Below are 16,495 nucleotides of genomic sequence, written 5' to 3'. Positions count from 1 at the left end.
AGCGTGTAATGGGAAAGCTTGATGGAAAAGTCGTTTTAATAACCGGAGCCAATCGCGGCATTGGTCGCGGCATTGCCGAAGCCTTTGCCAGTGAAGGCGCATCACTGATTTTAATGGCTCGCGATAATGAGCGTCTGCAACAGACCGCCGAAGCGTTGACTAAACTTGGCTCTGAAGTTTTAGCCATTGCCGGTGATGTGACGAATGAAGAGCAGGTGCAGGATATTTTTCAAAAGGGAATCGAGCGATTCAACCGCCTCGACATTCTGGTCAATAATGCCGGGACGATGGAAGGGTTCGCGCCAATTGATCAACTCACACTCGAAATGTGGGAAAAAGTGATGGCGGTTAATTTACGAGGGGCGTTTTTATGCACTCGCGAAGCTTTACGAATAATGAAGGCGCAAGGTAGCGGCAGAATCATCAATATCGGTTCAATCTCTGCGCAACGGGTTCGCCCGAATTCCGCGGCATACAGCACGACTAAACATGGGCTGTGGGGACTCACGCAGGTGACCGCGCTTGAAGGTCGCGAATATGGAATTTCGTGCGGGTGTTTGCATCCCGGCAATGTCGCCGTTGAAAAACGTCAGGGCGATTCGGAACCGATGATGAGCGAAAGCGAAATTGCACAGGCGGCGCTGGCGATGGCAACGCTTCCACCGCATATCAATATGCTTGAAGCCATCGTGCTTCCGGTCGGGCAACTGTACATCGGGCGCGGATAAATTTAACCAAAAAGCGGGGGATTATTATTAAGGAGTAGTGGTATGAAAGCAGAGCAAATTGCCAAACATTCACCGGATGAGGTGTTAAATCAGCCACCGGCACTCGAAGATTACAATTTATTAGAGTTTGATAACGGTTTGCGTGAAGCCATTGAGCGAGAAGGTGGCGGCTGGATTGCCGAACGCGCTTTTGAGTTCGGCGAGCTACTGGGGCAATCCGAAACCTTAAAATTAGGCGAGCAGGCGAATCGGTATTTACCCGAATTGAAAACTCACGACCGTTTTGGAAATCGCATCGATGAAGTCGAATTTCATTCTTCATATCACGAGTTGATGCGACTCGGCATTGAATACCAAACTCATTCGCTTCCCTGGTCGGCAAATAAATCGGGCGCTCACGTTGCCCGCGCCGGATTGATGTTGCTCAGGCATCAGGTCGATGAAGGCACCGGGTGTCCTTTAACCATGACCTTTGCGGCGATTCCATCTTTAAGGATTCAACCCGAATTAGCCGGCGAATGGGAACCGTTGATTTTATCGAATGAATATGACCCGCGAATGATACCTGCAAAACACAAACGCGGCGTGACGATTGGCATGGCAATGACTGAACGTCAGGGCGGTAGTGATGTTCGCGCCAACACTACGCGTGCTTATCCGATTAGCAAGCGCGGGCCCGGTGAGGCGTATGCCATCCGAGGTCATAAATGGTTTTGTTCGGCTCCGATGTGCGATGCTTTTCTGGTGCTCGCGCAAACCGATAATGGCTTGTCCTGTTTTTTACTGCCGCGCTTTAAACCCGATGGCAAAAGAAACGCCTTTCATATTCAACGATTGAAAAATAAAATCGGCAATAAATCGAATGCTTCGAGTGAAGTCGAATTTCACGGCGCATATGGGCAACTCATCGGTGAAGAAGGTCGAGGCGTAGCCAATATCATTGAAATGGTTCGCCATACACGTCTGGATTGCGCCATCGGCTCGGCGGCTTCCATGCGCCGTGCAGTAGCGGAAGCCACCCATCACACCTATTACCGATATGCTTTCGGCAATCGCCTCATCAATCAACCGCTCATGAAAAATGTGCTGGCGGATTTGTGCATTGAATCGGAAGCCGCTACGGCTCTGGCAATTCGATTGGCGCGAAGTTTTGATGAAGCCGAAAGCCATCCGGCGCAACGCCTGTTCAGCCGCATTGCAACTGCGATTGGGAAATACTGGGTGACCAAACGCGCGGTTGCGGTGGTTTCAGAAGCCTTGGAATGTACCGGTGGAAACGGCTATGTCGAAGAATCTCCGCTATCGCGTTTGTACAAAGATGCGCCGCTCAATTCCATCTGGGAAGGCTCAGGAAATGTGCAATGCCTGGATGTTCTGCGCGCCATGCGTAAAGAACCCGAAACGCTTGAAGCAGTATTTGCAGAATTGAAAAAAGCCGGTGGCGCAGATAGTCGTTATGATCGGTTTGTTGAAAAGATTCAACACCAATTGCTTGATACCAGGCTGATAGAGGTTCAAGCGCGCCGCATCGTTGAAGACCTGGCGTTGGCTTTGCAGGCATCTATTTTAATTCAACACGGCAATCAGGCGGTCGTCGATGCTTTTTGTGAATCGAGATTATCGAGTGACCGACGAATGGCGCTTGGAACTTTGCCGGCGGGAATTCAATTTGATGCCATCATCGAACGTTCAAGACCGAAATTAAAAACTGAATAGTTAGCGAGGAACCCATGCGAAAAAATCGAATGCCCTCCATTAAAACTCTCTTTCCGCTTGGTCTGGTGTTGCTGGCTCTGGTTGTCTTCATCGCTCCACCAACAACAGGTTCACAATCGAGAGGACAAATTTACGATGTGGTGTTAGCAGGGGGACGGGTGATTGACCCGGCAACCGGACTCGATGCCATTCGCAATGTTGGCATTCTCAATGGAAAAATCGCGGCGATTTCTAAATCGAAACTGAATGGCAAAGAAGTTTTAGATGTATCGGGTTTAGTGGTGGCTCCCGGTTTTATTGATTTGCATGCCCACGGTCAGAATGTGCCCTCGAACACTTATCAACTGATGGATGGTGTCACCACGGCTTTGGAATTGGAAATAGGAACTTATCCGCTTGATGTCATGAAAGCGAGAGAAGGGAAATCGCTTCTCAATTACGGTTATTCAGCCGGGCATACAGCCGCCCGACGCCTGGTGAAAAAAGGCGATTTGCAAGCCACCAATCATCAACCGCTTACTCAGGATGAACTGAATGAGATGCTAAGCTATTTGAGCAAGGCATTGGATGAAGGGGCGCTTGGCATTGGTATCGGGCTTGATTATGTATCGCGCGGCGTAAATGACACCGAACTCGAAGCCTTGTTTCGCTTGGCTGCAAAACGCAAAGTTCCGGTCTTTATTCACATTCGCATGCCGGATGATCGCAACGATTTAACCGGGCTTGCCGAACTGTTAAAGATGACCGAGAAAACCAAAGCCTCTTTTCATATGGTTCATCTGGTGAGTACGGGACTCGGTCGCGTGCCGAAATTTTTACAGATGATCGAAGCGGCGCGCGCCAAAGGATTGGATGTAACAACCGAAGCTTATCCGTATACGGCGGGTTCTACGGGAATCAATTCGGGAATATTTGACCATGACTGGCAAACCAAATTTGGTGTTTCTTACGATGCCATCGAATGGCCGCCGACCGGTGAACGATTTAAAGATAAAGCGATGTGGGATGATTACCGCGCGCGTTATAAAAACGGCACGGTGATTATTCATGTAATGAAAGAAGCGTGGGTTGAACAGGCGTTGAAACATCCGCTGGTCATGGTGGCATCGGATGGCATGCCGGTTATGAGTTTAGAAGAACGCGCTCATCCGCGTGGCAGAGGCTGTTTTACCAGAGTTCTGGGCTATTATTGCCGCGAGAAAAAAATCATCAGTCTGCCGGAGGCGATTCGCAAGATGACTTTGATGCCTGCCGAGCGGCTTGAAAAATTTGCTCCGGCTTTTAAAGCCAAAGGGCGATTAACGGTCGGGGCGGATGCTGACATTACGATTTTTGATGCCGAAGAAGTGATCGACCGCGCCACCTATTCAGACCCCAATCAATTTTCAAAAGGTATCAAGCAGGTGTTGATTGGCGGAACCTTTGTTGTGCGCAACGAAAAACTCCTGGACGGCGTAATGGTCGGCAAACCGCTTCGCGCCAGAATGGCAAATAAAGAGTAACGTGTTCGATAGAGAATTTCTTGAAACCCAGTTGAACCTTTCAGTAAATGAAAAAGCAGAAATTTATGAAGAGAAATAAATACAGTTGTGTGTTCGCCTTAATCCTTACTTTTTTGCTTGGTGGTCAGATGTTGGTTTTCTCGCAAACCCCACCTACGATCAAAGAACGCTATACCAAGTTTGAATATCTGATTCCGATGCGCGATGGGGTTCGCTTGTTCACCTCGATTTACGCGCCAAAAGATACTTCACAGAAATACCCGTTTCTGCTCACGCGCACCCCTTACAGTGTTGCGCCATATGGCGTAGATAAATATCGCGAACGTATCGCGCCATCCGAGCATTTCGAGAAAGAAGGTTTTATTTTCGTCTTTCAGGATGCCCGTGGGCGATATATGTCCGAAGGCGAGTTTCAACAGGTTCGCCCGCATGTGCCGAATAAAACTTCCGCGAAAGATATTGATGAATCCACAGACACCCACGACACCATCGAATGGTTGTTAAAAAACATTCCGAATCATAACGGTCGGGTCGGTATGATTGGCATTTCGCAACCCGGTTTTCATGTGGCGGCAAGTATCATTGATTCGCATCCGGCACTAAAATGCGCCTCACCGCAAGCGCCGACAACCGATTACTACTTGAATGATGATGTCTATCACAACGGCGCATTCATGCTGGCGGCAAATTTCGGCTTTTATGGATTTTTTCGCCCGCGAAAGGGAGCGCCAGCGCCGCCTCCCAGTAACCGCGAAGGTTTCGATATGAAAACCCCCGACGGGTACGACTATTATTTAAATCTCGGAACCCTCTCGGAACTCAATCAAAAACTATTCAACGGTGAAGCGACCTACTGGCAAGAAATCATAGACCATCCGAATTACGACGATTACTGGCAGAAACGTTCGCTTTGGAAATTTTTGAAAAACGTGAAATGCGCGGTGTTGAATGTTGGCGGGTGGTTTGATGCCGAAGACCCGATGGGACCTTTTCACACTTACCGTTCAGTTGAAAAAAATAATCCGGGCACCGTGAATCTATTGGTCATGGGACCTTGGTCACATGGCGGTTGGGCGCGCGGGGATGGCGATAAACTCGGCAATCTCAATTTCGGGGTTAAGACCGGGGCGTTTTTCCGAGAACAAATTCAATTCGCCTTCTTCATGCATTATTTGAAAGATAAACCGGTGGATTTACCCGAAGCCTATATGTTTCTCACGGGTTTAAATGAATGGCGACGATTGAGCGATTGGCCCCCGAAAGACGCCCAACCGCTTACCATTTATTTGCATGCAAACGGTCAATTGAAACCGGAAATGCCTGTGGATAATCAAACCGCTTATGATGAATACATCAGCGACCCCAAGCGTCCCGTGCCGTATTTGAGTTATATCGTTGATGGCATGACTTCGGATTATATGACCGAAGACCAACGGTTCGCTGCGCAACGACCGGATGTTTTGGTTTATCAAACCGCGCCACTCGATGACGATTTAACTATCGCGGGACCCATCAAAGTGAACATCAATGTTTCGACATCGGGAACCGATTCGGATTTTGTCGTCAAAGTGATTGATGTTTATCCGAACGATTTTCCCACGCCACCATTGCCGCAAGGTCACCCCCCCGCGCCGAATGCTGTCAAAATGGGAGGCTATCAACAACTGGTTCATGGCGAACCTTTCCGCGCCAAATTCCGTAACAGTTTTGAGAAACCTGAGCCGATGATTCCCAATCAACCTGCAACCATCAAATTTGAAATGCCGGATGTCTATCACACTTTTCGCAAAGGGCACAAAATCATGGTGCAGGTGCAGAGTTCCTGGTTTCCTCTGGTCGATAGAAACCCCCAGAAATTCATAGACATTCCGAAAGCCAAACCGGAGGATTTTCAAAAAGCCACGCAACGGGTTTATCGTTCGCGAAGCGTAAATTCTTCAATCAGCTTTCTGGTTGAAGGCAAAGCGTTGCAATTGACCGGAACTCGTTAATCGATAACTTGAATGAGTAATGAGTAAAGAGAGGATTTATGACCAAAAGAATTTTTTTGCTGCTGACAACACTTCTTGGGTTATGCGCATTTACAAGTGCACAAGAAAAACCGTTACTTCCGCAAAAGCCCACCGTCAATAAAACCCAGGTGGTCTTCGCGTATGCAGGTGATTTATGGATTGTGGCGCGCGATGGCGGTGAAGCCAAACGCCTGACTACTGGCGAAGGGGTTGAAACCGATCCGTTATTTTCACCCGATGGCAACACCATCGCGTTTACCGGTGAATATGATGGCAACGTCGATATTTACACGATTCCGGCATCAGGCGGAATCCCCAAACGTTTGACCTATCATCCGGGTCCGGAATCAGTTCGCGGTTGGACACCGGATGGCAAACAGATTCTTTTCGAGTCAAATCAAAACAGCTACAATCCGACGCCGCGTTTATTTACGATTCCTGTAGAAGGCGGCTATCCAACCGAAGTTCCACTACCGATGGGCGTATCGGGTTCATATTCACCGGATGGAACCCGGCTGGCTTATGTGCCGACCGTTCAGTGGCAGGCTGCCTGGAAAAAATATCGTGGCGGACAAACCACCCCGATTTGGATTGCGCGACTTGCCGATTCAAGTATCGAAAAATTGCCGCGCGACAATTCCAACGATTCCGACCCGATGTGGATTGGCAATAAAATCTATTTCCTCTCTGACCGTAATGGCGCGGTCACCCTCTTTTCTTATGACATCGCTTCAAAGAAAGTAAATCAGGTCATACAAAATTCCGGTCTCGACATCAAATCGGCATCGGCTGGCGCAGGCGCAATTGTTTATGAACAATTCGGCTCTTTGAACCTTTTGGATGTGGATTCGGGAAAATCGAAAAAAATCAATATCACCTTAAATGGTGATTTGCCGGGTGTGCGTCCCAAATATGTCAAGGTTGGGCGCAACGTTCAATCGGCGACGCTTTCCGCCACAGGAGTTCGCGCGGTATTTGAAGTGCGCGGCGAAATCATCACCGTACCGGCTGAAAAAGGCAACCCGCGTAATTTAACCAACACCACAGGCATTGCCGAACGCGACCCGGCATGGTCGCCGGATGGAAAATGGATTGCTTATTTTTCGGATGCAGCGGGCGAATATGCGCTGCATCTCAGCAATCAATCAGGGATGGGCGAAGTGAAAAAAATCAATCTCGGCAATCCCCCTTCATTTTTCTATTCACCGCTGTGGTCGCCCGACAGCAAAAAAATTGCTTATACGGATAAGCGATTGAACCTCTGGTATGTCGATATTGAAAAAGGCAATCCGGTTAAAGTCGATACGAATACCTATGAAAACCCCTGGCGGGTGTTAGACCCGAATTGGTCGCACGACAGCAAATGGATTACCTATACCAAACAACTCGATAATCATCTCGGCGCGGTGTTCGTTTATTCATTGGATGACAACAAGAGCACGCAGATTACCGATGGATTAAGCGATGCGCGATACGCGAATTTCGATAAGAGCGGCAAATATATCTACTTTACCGCAAGCACCAATGCCGGTCCCACTTCAGGTTGGTTGGATATGTCGAGCTTTCCTCATCAGGTGACGCGCAGCGCCTATTTAATCGTCTTGAAAAAAGATTTGCCTTCGCCGCTTGCGCCACAAAGCGATGAAGAAAAAGTTGAAGAAGAGAAGAAAGCCGATAATAAAAAACCGGACGCTCCAGCGGCAGGCGGCGCTGCAAATGCCGCAGGACAGAAAAAAGAAGCCGAACCGGTAAAAATTGATTTCGATAATATCGGTCAACGCATACTGGCGTTAGCGATTCCTGCAAAACCTTATGTCGGATTGCGTGTCGGAAAAGCAGGTTTTGTTTATCTATTGGAATCCACCGGCGGGCTTGGCGGATTGTTTGGCGGCGGACTCGTCACCCTGCACAAATATGATTTGGAAAAACGCAAACTCGATAAGGTTTTGGAAAACATCACGGCTTTCGATATTTCGGCAAATGGCGAAAAAATTCTCTTTCGGTTAGGACCCGCCTGGTTTATCGCCGCAACCGCAACCCCGATTCAACCCGGACAAGGCATGGTGAATTTGGCAGATGTTGAAGTCTATGTTGACCCCAAAGCCGAGTGGCAACAGATGTATACGGAGGTGTGGCGGATTCAACGCGATTTCATCTATGACCCCAACACGCATGGATTGAATATCAAAGCTGCCGAAGCGTTGTATAAACCATTTCTGAATGCAGTAGCACATCGGGCGGATTTGAATTATTTGTTTACCGAGATGTTGGGAACCACAGTGCTTGGTCACACCTTTATTAATGGGGGTGATCTTCCAAACCCAAGACGGACGCAAACCGGCTTACTCGGTGCAGATTATAAAATCGAGAACGGTCGGTATCGTTTTGCGCGGGTCTATAACGGCGAAAACTGGAATCCACAATTTCGCGCGCCGCTTACGCAACCCGGCGTCAACGTCACTGCCGGTGAATATTTAATTTCGGTTAATGGTCGCAACCTGACGGCAAGCGATAATATATTCGCCTTCTTTGAAGAGACCGCTGGTAAACAGGTAGTCATAAAAGTCGGCGCTAATCCGGATGGTTCAAATGCCCGCGAAGTGACAGTCGTACCGATTGCCAATGATGCGAGTTTGCGTTACCTCGCGTGGATAGAAGACAATCGTCGCAAAGTCGATCAACTGAGTGGTGGAAAACTCGCTTATGTTCATTTGCCCGATACTTCTCTTGGCGGGTACACCAATTTCAACCGGTATTATTTCGCGCAAATCAATAAGGATGGTGCGGTAGTGGATGAGCGGTTTAATGGCGGAGGCACCGCAGCGGATTACATCATCGATTACATGCGAAGACCTCTGATGAATTACTGGGCAACTCGTGAAGGCAAAGATTTCACTACGCCGGTGGCGTCGATTTATGGACCGAAGGCGATGATCATTAATGAATTCGCGGGTTCAGGCGGCGATTTGATGCCGTGGTTATTTAAAAATGCCGGAGTCGGTCCCCTGGTCGGCAAACGCACCTGGGGCGGATTGGTTGGCATTTACGATTACCCGACCTTGATGGATGGCGGCAGCGTTACCGCGCCGCGTGTCGCTTTCTATAATTTAAAAGGCGAGTGGGATGTCGAAAATCACGGCACCGACCCGGATGTTGAAGTTGAATTCGACCCGGCATTGTGGCGTCAGGGACGCGACCCGCAACTCGAAAAAGCGGTTGAAGTGGTAATGGATTTGCTGAAGAAAAATCCTTTGCCGAAACATAAAAAACCGGTCTATCCGAATTATTACAACAACACACGTCCGGCGGCTTCCGGCAATAAGTAAGGTCAACCGAAAGTCATTAAGTTGCGGTTGCGAGCCGGTCTTTGATTTGCTCTCATAACGACACTTGAAATTCGGTTGGTTGATATTTTTTAGGAGTTGAGAGTAACGCCTTCAGGCGTGAGAGCAGGACGCTTCACGCCTGAAGGCGTTACTCTGAACCTCAAGAAATTTAGTTTCCAACGTACTAACTCTCCGGTGTGAGAACCACTTTGCCAATTGTCTGGCGACTGCTCAATGCTTCAAATGCTTGTGGCGCTTGCGAGAATGGGAAAACCTGATTGGCAAAAATTTTCACCTTCTTTTCTTCGATGAGTTTCAAAAAGTCCGGCAGGCTTTCTGCTATGCGCTCAGGTGGCAGAGCCGGATAAGCAAAACCAACCAACGATTGATTTTGCCAGATGAGTTGGCGGACTTGCTCGGTGCTGATTGAATCATGATAGTTTTTTGCGCCAAAGAGAACGATTCTCCCGCCGGGAGCCGTGAGCTTGAAACTCTCTTCGCCAACCTTATCCGATGACATTTGCAGCACGACATCTACCCCCTGACCTTGAGTGGACTGGCGTACTTTTTCCGCCCATGCGGGTTTGGAATAGTTGATGACAACATCCGCACCGAGGGTTTTCACCAATTCAAGTTTTTCATCAGAACTAGCCAGCGCGATGACGTTTTTAATGCCGAAGAGTTTGGCGATTTGAACCAAATAAAGTCCCACGCCACCGGCTGCGGCTTGAATGAGCAGACTTTCGTGAGCGACCGGCATCACCAGATATTTCAGAATGGTATAAGCGGTCATTCCTTGAATCGGAATGGTGGTTGCTTCGGGGAAGGTGATTGCGGTTGGCAAGGGAATCACCGCTTGCGCCGGAGCGATAGCAAACTCCGCATAGCCGCCGCTTGAAACCAGCGCCGCTACCGGGTCACCGGCTTTGAACTGCGTGACCCCTGCTCCGGTATCGACCACAACCCCCGCCGCTTCAAACCCCATGACAAAAGGAACCTCTTTGCCAAAAGTCGGATACTTGCCATGAATTTGTTCGACTTCAGCGTAGTTCATTCCAGCCGCCTTCACTGCAATCAAGACTTCTCCCTCACCCGGCTGAGGTTTGCCGATGTCCACCAGTTTTAAACTTTTTATGCCTTCAAATCCGTGTAATTGAACTGCTCTCATTTTCTTTCTCCAATCATTTTGAATCATTTTGGTTATTTCAACAGCAGACTGTATATCCGAATCAATTAATAAAATTCGGTATGACTATTTCGCTTCATTCATCGAAAGGCGCGCGACCCGAATCAGTTCGAGTCGCGCGTCTTTGATTTTATGAACTCAGAGTTGCCCCATGCCGCCGTCAACCCCAACCTCTACGCCTGCAACGTAAGCCGAATCCTCTGATGCGAGGAACAAAACCGCGTTGGCAACGTCTTCGGGTGTGCCGAAGCGTTTCATAGGCACGCGGCTCAGGATGCCCGCCGCCAGTTCCTGTACAGCTTCCTGCGGCAACCCCAGCCGACCATAAATCGGCGTTTCAATCGGTCCCGGCGCCACCGCGTTGACGCGAATGCCGCGTTCGATTAACTCTGCCGAGAGCGAACGTGCCAATGAACGCAAAGCCGCTTTGGTCGCAGCATAAACGCTCGTAGCCGGCAGTCCGAGTTGATGCGCGACCGTGGTATTGATGACGATTGCCGCATTGTCCTTAAACAGTGGTAGAGCTTTTTGAATAGTGAAATACGCGCCTTTGAAATTGGTGGCGACCAATTCATCAAACACGCTTTCGTTGGTCTCAGCAAGCGACGCGAATTTGGCGATTCCGGCATTGACAAATAGCGCATCAATCTTCCCGAATCGCTTTTGCGTTTCAGTGAACAATTTTTCCAAATCGCTCACACTGGTAACATCCGCTTTGACTGAGAGCGTCTCCCCACCAATTTCTTGCGCGGCTTTATTCAAAGTTTGTGCATCGCGTCCTGAAATGACGACCTTCGCTCCTTCAGCGGCGAAGGCTTTGGCGGTTGCTAAACCGATGCCACTGTTGCCGCCGGTAATCACAACTGTTTTTCCATTGAATCTCTTCATGATTTTTCTCCTGGTTTATAAATTTGGTTATCGAATCTTTTGTTTCGCCAAAAAGCTTTGAATCAGTTGAGCGATGTGCTCGCCTTCTTCTTCAAGCGCGAAATGTCCGGTGTCGAGCAAATGAAACTCGATGTTTTTCAAATCGCGTTTGTATGCTTCTGCGCCTTCTACCGAAAATGTCTGATCGTTTTTACCCCACACAATCAGGGTTGGCGGTTGGGCTTTGCGAAAATAGTCCTGCCACTGTGCATACAATGGCGGGTTCGAGCGATAATCAAAAAACAATTTGAGTTGAATGTCCTGGTTGCCCGAACGATCCAGCAATGCCTGATCAAATGTCCAGGTGTCCGGGGAGATGCGATTCGGGTTACGTGTGCCGTGGGTGTACTGCCATTTGGTCGCCTCCAATTGCAAAAATCCCCGTAGTTTATTGGCGTTTTCTGCGCTCGGATTTTCCCAATAGTTTTGTAGCGGATTCCAAAAGTTTTTCGGCAAGCCTTCTGCATAAGCGTTGCCGTTTTGCACAATCAACGCCTGCACGCGGTCAGGATATTTTGCCGCCAGACGATAACCGACAGGCGCACCGTAGTCCTGCACATAGAGGCTGTATTTTTTCAACCCTTTGGCGAGAGTAAATTGTTCAATGACTTTCGCCAAATTATCGAATGTGTATTCAAATTCGTTGACATCCGGCGCAGAACTGTAACCAAACCCCGGATAATCCGGCGCGACAACGTGATAGTTGTCAGCAAGCAGCGGAATCAGGTTACGAAACATATGTGATGAAGTGGGAAAGCCATGCAGTAAAAGAATAGTTGGCTTGTTGGCATCACCCGCTTCGCGGTAAAAAATTTCCAGATTGTCAATTTTCAAAGTGTTGTAGGTTACTGGTCGCTGCGTCAGTGATGTCCGCACAGGTTGTGCGCTGCCGGTTTTGGTTACCAACAGCAAACTTACAAACAGCGTGAGCATCATCCAGGTGTAACGCCAGGGGTTAATAATTAATTCGCGTTTCATTTTTATCCGTATCCTTTTCTCTGAATATTGGCGAGTCGCCGATTGGCTCAAACGACCTTGCGGCTCGCGGTAATGGTTTATGCGGTTATTCCGATTTGAACACGTGGAAAATCAATCTCGGTTTTGGCGATTTCATTGAAATAGTTGGTGAAGATGTTGAGCGCAACATTGGCAATGATTTCTGCGACTTCCCCTTCATCAAACCCCGCGGCTTTCACGGTTTGGAAATCGGCATCCGAAACTTCGCCACGATTTACAATAATGGCGCGGGCGAACTTCAGCGCCGCATCGGACTTTGCGTCGGGGGCGTTTCCTTGGCGTGCTGCAAGAATCGCTTCGGCAGACAAACCGATGCTTTTGCCGATTGCCGTGTGAGCCGAAGCGCAATAATCGCAACCATTGATCTCCGCCGTGATGAGGGCGATCTGTTCGCGCAACCTGGGGTTCAACTTCCCACCGTTGAGCGCGCCGCTAAAATTCAGATAGGCTTCCAAAACCGCAGGCGATTGTGCCATCGTCTTCATCAGGTTCGGCGTAATGCCGAGTTTGGTTTTGACGGCATCAAGCAACGCTCGGGTTTTTCCTGTCGCTTGTTCGTAGTCAATAGCTTGAACTCTACTCATGATTTTTTCTCCTTTAGTCGGTTCAGCGTTTAACGCTGTGCTTTCCCCATAGTGCATCGCTTATGCCAATCCTCGAAAAAGGTGTAAGTCGTTTTAAAGCAGTGAGAAAACCTGTAGGGGTGGGTTGCTTATGAAGCTTGAAAAATCGTGACTACACGAGTTCTCGTTGCCTCGATTACGAAATCTCGTTATGCTTGCGAAATGATGCCTGCCGAAGGATTTTTCTACGAAGAAGAGGAAGAGGATAGAAATACGGTCGATGGCTTGATTGGCAAAAGCCTCGTGTGGCGCAAAGTCCTACAGCAGCTTGAACTGGTTGCGGCGTCGAATACGACGGTTTTAATTACCGGCGAATCGGGAACCGGAAAGGAACTGGTAGCCAAAGCGATTCACGCCAAAAGCGCGCGGCGCAATCGCCCGATTGTGAAAGTGAATTGCGCCGCAATCGCCCCGGATTTATTCGAGTCGGAATTTTTCGGTCATACCAAAGGCTCGTTTACCGGAGCGCACAAAGATCGTATGGGTAGATTCGGACTTGCCGATGGCGGGACGATTTTTCTTGATGAAGTTGGTGAGATTCCGCTTGCTTTGCAGGGGAAACTTTTGCGCGTTTTGCAGGAAGGTCAATACGAGCGCGTCGGCGAAGATCACACGCGAAAGGTTGATGTGCGCGTACTTGCCGCCACCAATCGGGAGCTAATCAAATCTGTAGAGGCGGGTGCGTTCCGGCAGGATTTATTTTATCGTCTCAGTGTTTTTCCGATTCACATCCCGCCGTTGCGTGAACGATTGGACGATGTCCCGTTATTGGCTGAGCATTTTCTCCAAAAAATGAACTGGCGTGATCGATGTCACGACCCTTTGCGTCTCAGCGAGGAAAATCTTGTCGCCTTGCAAAACTATCATTATCCGGGAAACGTTCGCGAATTGGAGAATATCATTGAACGCGCCCGTATTCTGTCGAATTGTCTTTTGTACAAGCTTGATGTGCAGGAGATACTCGACGCCATGCTGCTTTCCGAACAGCGAAAACAGCTCGCTTCATCTGCCAGCGAACCATCGGTTGCCCGCGCGTCATCGACCAGAATCATGACCTATGCAGAGATCAAAAATCTGGAGCGCGACAATTTGATAGCGGCTTTGCAGGCGACGAACTACAAAATTTATGGTGCGAGCGGCGCGGCTGAATTGCTCGGCGTCAAGCCGACGACGCTGGCTTCGCGCATCAAGGCATTGCAAATCTCGCTTCGCCCAACGGCTGAACAATCGGCAGATGTTGATTGATTCTCCAACGGCAGTTATGCAAACGGCGCGTGGGAAATATGGTCGGTATGCTAATGCCAAACTGTTTCAGGTCTCAATAATCGGAGTTGATAAAAGGGAAGCAAGGGGCGCAACCTGACACCAAGGTTGTCGATTCGCTGTTCACCCGATTGATTACCCTGCTTAAATTTTTTTAATGGAGCGAACATATGCACAATGGGCTGATAACCAGGTTTCAGCGGTTTTTCGTAACCGCTTTGAGTGCCATGTTGCCGTTGACCGGTTTGGCACAGAAGCGAACAGCACAGAGCTTTGAGGTGATTATCAAAGGCGGGATGGTTTATGACGGAACCGGTCGCGCGCCGGTTCGCGCCGATGTCGGTATCAACGGCGATAAAATTGCCGCTATTGGAAAACTCAATTCATCGCAAGCAAAAACCGTAGTGGATGCAACCGGGATGGCAGTCGCGCCCGGTTTTATCAATATGCTTTCCTGGTCGGTTGATTCTCTAATCGTTGATGGTCGTTCGATGGGGGAGATTAAGCAGGGCGTCACCACGCAGATTTTCGGCGAAGGGGGTTCGATGGGTCCATTGAATGAAGAGATGCGAAAGCGCGCCCTCGAATCAATGGGCGATATTAAATATGACATTCCCTGGACGACGCTTTCCGAATACCTGCTCTATCTTGAAAAACGCGGTGTGTCGCAAAATGTCGCTTCGTTTATTGGCGCCACCACCATTCGTGAATATGTGATTGGACTTGAAGATAAACAAGCCACGCCTGAACAGTTGCAGCAGATGCGCGAACTGGTGCGCAAAGAGATGGAAGCCGGGGCGCTGGGCATTGGCTCATCTTTGATTTATCCACCGGCGTTTTATGCTTCAACCGAAGAATTAATCGAAATGTGCAAGGTAGCTGCGAAATACCAGGGCAAATACATTTCCCATATGCGCAGCGAGGGCAACCGCTTGATTGAAGCCGTCGAGGAATTAATTCGCATCGCCCGTGAAGCCAAAATCCCGGCTGAGATTTATCATCTCAAAGCCGCGGGCAAACAGAACTGGGACAAAATGGATAAGGTAATTGCGATGGTCAACGCTGCCCGCAAAAGCGGATTGAAGATTACCGCCGATATGTACACCTATCCGGCGGGCGCTACCGGACTTGATGCCTCAATGCCACCGTGGACACAGGATGGCGGTTATGAAGCGTTGTTTAAAAGATTGCGTGACCCGGAAACCCGAAAAAAGATTGCCAAAGAAATCGTGACGCCTTCCGACAAATGGGAAAACCTTTATTTGAGCGCCGGTTCGCCCGATAGAATTTTGCTGGTGGAATTTAAATCGGAAAAACTTAAAAAATACACCGGGAAAACCCTGGCTGAAGTGGCGCGCTTGCGTGGTCAATCACCCGAAGAAGCCATTATGGATTTGGTGCTCGAAGATGGCTCGCGCGTTGGCACTGTCTATTTCATGATGGATGAAGCGAACATCCAAAAACAGATTAAACTGCCTTGGGTTTCTTTCGGTTCGGATGCCGGTTCGATGGCTCCCGAAGCGCCGTTTATCAAATCAAGCACCCACCCGCGCGCTTACGGAAATTTTGCGCGGCTTCTGGGGAAATATGTGCGTGACGGAAAGGTCATCACCTTACCGGAAGCGATTCGCCGGTTAACCGGGCTTCCGGCAACCAACCTCGGTTTAGACCGTCGCGGTTTTTTGAAAGTTGGAATGTACGCTGATGTGGTGGTATTTGATCCGGCGACGATTGCTGATAAAGCGACGTTTGAAAATCCGCATCAGTATGCGGTTGGGGTACGTCAGGTCTTCGTCAATGGCGCGCAGGTTTTAAAGGATGGCGAACATACCGGTCAGAAGCCCGGTCGCGCCATTTGGGGACCGGGAAAGGTCAATCGAAGGTGAAACTCCTTTTCGGTCATATTGCATAAATCGGTTTTCATCCCCATAAAAATTAATCATTGTAAAATCCGCAGGTTTTTTAATAAAAATGCGGATTTTTCTATTTAAAATAAGTATTGACTGAAAAAAAATGCCCCTCATAATGGGGGCGACCTCCTGATATTGCCCCTTAAATGTCGAACAATTGTGTGGTCAGGCAAAATGTCTATACTCGCTTCCTACCTGTTACCTGACTTGAAATATAGATTTTTCTTTGCCCTCCTTGCGAAACAGGTAGCAATACCTGCAAGCAGGAAGCCCCAAAAAGAATCA

General features: G+C 48.9%; 11 protein-coding genes. 7 read left to right on the top strand and 4 right to left on the bottom strand.

The window, feature by feature from the left end; translation table 11 throughout:
* The first annotated feature begins 8 nt into the window (after positions 1–8).
* From AB1757_22655 to AB1757_22635, 5 genes are all read left to right on the top strand, one after another.
* Positions 9–728: an SDR family oxidoreductase gene (locus AB1757_22655; GenBank protein MEW6129859.1), complete on the top strand. Its 720-nt coding sequence runs from the start codon at positions 9–11 to the stop codon at positions 726–728.
* A 42-nt stretch (positions 729–770) separates the two neighbouring features.
* Entirely contained in the window at positions 771–2,444 is a 1,674-nt protein-coding gene (locus tag AB1757_22650; GenBank protein MEW6129858.1) for an isovaleryl-CoA dehydrogenase, read from the top strand.
* A gap of 14 nt (positions 2,445–2,458) precedes the next feature.
* A complete protein-coding gene (locus AB1757_22645) occupies positions 2,459–3,946 on the top strand; it encodes an amidohydrolase family protein (protein MEW6129857.1) in 1,488 nt (495 codons plus the stop codon).
* Positions 3,947–4,011: 65 nt separating this feature from the next.
* The gene (locus AB1757_22640) at positions 4,012–5,937 is read left to right on the top strand and encodes a CocE/NonD family hydrolase (protein ID MEW6129856.1); all 1,926 of its coding nucleotides are present in this window, start codon (positions 4,012–4,014) and stop codon (positions 5,935–5,937) included.
* A gap of 38 nt (positions 5,938–5,975) precedes the next feature.
* Entirely contained in the window at positions 5,976–9,284 is a 3,309-nt protein-coding gene (locus AB1757_22635) for a PDZ domain-containing protein (protein MEW6129855.1), read from the top strand.
* A gap of 184 nt (positions 9,285–9,468) precedes the next feature.
* Here AB1757_22635 and AB1757_22630 read toward each other — a convergent pair whose 3' ends face one another.
* From AB1757_22630 to AB1757_22615, 4 genes are all read right to left on the bottom strand, one after another.
* On the bottom strand, positions 9,469–10,452 hold the full coding sequence (locus AB1757_22630) for an NADPH:quinone oxidoreductase family protein (GenBank protein MEW6129854.1): 984 nt from the start codon (positions 10,450–10,452) through the stop codon (positions 9,469–9,471).
* A 156-nt stretch (positions 10,453–10,608) separates the two neighbouring features.
* Positions 10,609–11,358: a glucose 1-dehydrogenase gene (locus tag AB1757_22625; GenBank protein MEW6129853.1), complete on the bottom strand. Its 750-nt coding sequence runs from the start codon at positions 11,356–11,358 to the stop codon at positions 10,609–10,611.
* A 27-nt stretch (positions 11,359–11,385) separates the two neighbouring features.
* Positions 11,386–12,375 carry an alpha/beta hydrolase gene (locus tag AB1757_22620; GenBank protein ID MEW6129852.1) on the bottom strand — a complete coding sequence of 330 codons (990 nt, stop codon included), beginning with the start codon at positions 12,373–12,375 and terminating at the stop codon, positions 11,386–11,388.
* Positions 12,376–12,452: 77 nt separating this feature from the next.
* Complete coding sequence (locus tag AB1757_22615) at positions 12,453–12,998, bottom strand: carboxymuconolactone decarboxylase family protein (GenBank protein MEW6129851.1); 546 nt, start codon at positions 12,996–12,998, stop codon at positions 12,453–12,455.
* A 147-nt stretch (positions 12,999–13,145) separates the two neighbouring features.
* On the opposite strand from AB1757_22615, the gene AB1757_22610 reads away from it, so the two are divergent.
* The gene (locus AB1757_22610) at positions 13,146–14,282 is read left to right on the top strand and encodes a sigma 54-interacting transcriptional regulator (GenBank protein MEW6129850.1); all 1,137 of its coding nucleotides are present in this window, start codon (positions 13,146–13,148) and stop codon (positions 14,280–14,282) included.
* 188 nt (positions 14,283–14,470) lie between these two features.
* Positions 14,471–16,186, top strand: coding sequence for a D-aminoacylase (locus AB1757_22605; protein MEW6129849.1), 1,716 nt, complete (start codon positions 14,471–14,473; stop codon positions 16,184–16,186).
* The last annotated feature ends 309 nt before the right edge of the window (positions 16,187–16,495 follow it).

The sequence above is a fragment of the Acidobacteriota bacterium genome (assembly GCA_040754075.1).
Lineage (GTDB): Bacteria > Acidobacteriota > Blastocatellia > UBA7656 > UBA7656 > JBFMDH01.
This window is presented reverse-complemented; position numbering and strand designations above follow the sequence as displayed.

Coding starts and splice junctions, on each gene's coding strand:
- AB1757_22630 (MEW6129854.1), bottom strand. CDS start 10,452: ATGAGAGCAGTTCAATTACACGGATTTGAAGGCATAAAAAGTTTAAAA.
- AB1757_22625 (MEW6129853.1), bottom strand. CDS start 11,358: ATGAAGAGATTCAATGGAAAAACAGTTGTGATTACCGGCGGCAACAGT.
- AB1757_22650 (MEW6129858.1), top strand. CDS start 771: ATGAAAGCAGAGCAAATTGCCAAACATTCACCGGATGAGGTGTTAAAT.
- AB1757_22645 (MEW6129857.1), top strand. CDS start 2,459: ATGCGAAAAAATCGAATGCCCTCCATTAAAACTCTCTTTCCGCTTGGT.
- AB1757_22640 (MEW6129856.1), top strand. CDS start 4,012: ATGAAGAGAAATAAATACAGTTGTGTGTTCGCCTTAATCCTTACTTTT.
- AB1757_22605 (MEW6129849.1), top strand. CDS start 14,471: ATGCACAATGGGCTGATAACCAGGTTTCAGCGGTTTTTCGTAACCGCT.
- AB1757_22620 (MEW6129852.1), bottom strand. CDS start 12,375: ATGAAACGCGAATTAATTATTAACCCCTGGCGTTACACCTGGATGATG.
- AB1757_22615 (MEW6129851.1), bottom strand. CDS start 12,998: ATGAGTAGAGTTCAAGCTATTGACTACGAACAAGCGACAGGAAAAACC.
- AB1757_22635 (MEW6129855.1), top strand. CDS start 5,976: ATGACCAAAAGAATTTTTTTGCTGCTGACAACACTTCTTGGGTTATGC.
- AB1757_22655 (MEW6129859.1), top strand. CDS start 9: ATGGGAAAGCTTGATGGAAAAGTCGTTTTAATAACCGGAGCCAATCGC.